Genomic DNA, 719 nt, shown 5'->3' with positions numbered 1-719 from the left:
ACTAGCATCGTTACCGATTCGCTGGCACCGGCGTTCGCCGTGCAGTCGTCAATCAGCCGAGTCGCGATGCCCTCTAACGCGTATTGCGGGACGGCAGCGACACAGATTACGTGCACGAGTGCGTCGTGATCGATGTGGAATTCGGCGCATCCAAGCCAAATATCGTGCACGGGAAGGCTGCCCGCGAGGAGGCCAGTCACCCACCGCCTACGACGTTGTTGTTCGAGCTTCGGCTGTCCGAGTGTTACATAGCGGCGGTACGTTTCGGTCGCCTGGTTGGAGAACGAGTCACTCAATCCCCACAGCAGTTGTGAGAGCTCGAGTACCGTGCCGACCGCAACGCCATGCGCGGGGGCACGATCGGCGATCCAGTGCTGGATCCCCGTGATGACGGAGCGGAATCCAGCCATGACATCGTGAAAGTCCGCACCTTGCAGTAGCTTCTCGAGAGTCGCGTGATCGGCCCCGACAATCTCGCCGCTTGGCGGTTCGCTGCCCCGGATCAAGACCGGGGCAGCGAACCGCAGGATCCGTTCGACACAGGCGGTGATCGACTCGTCGGACACCGACCGGTACGCAGGCACCTCGGCACGCAGGCGGTGGGCGCTCCCGCGGAGGAACGACTCACTTGAAACGAGGTCGTCGAGCAAAGCGACCACTCCACGGAATGACGTTTCCGCAGCCACCGCGGTAGCGCCTGGTTGCTCCTTACAGAGGAT

1 protein-coding gene is annotated in these 719 nt (G+C 62.3%); it reads right to left on the bottom strand.

Features of this window, described 5'->3' with window-relative positions; all coding sequences use genetic code 11:
* The coding region (locus tag FK268_RS23075) for an RsbRD N-terminal domain-containing protein (RefSeq protein ID WP_146437785.1) at window positions 1-686 on the bottom strand (686 nt) is incomplete at its 3' end.
* Window positions 687-719 lie beyond the last annotated feature (33 nt).

The sequence above is a fragment of the Tsukamurella sputi genome (assembly GCF_007858445.1).
GTDB lineage: Bacteria > Actinomycetota > Actinomycetes > Mycobacteriales > Mycobacteriaceae > Tsukamurella > Tsukamurella sputi.
This window is presented reverse-complemented; position numbering and strand designations above follow the sequence as displayed.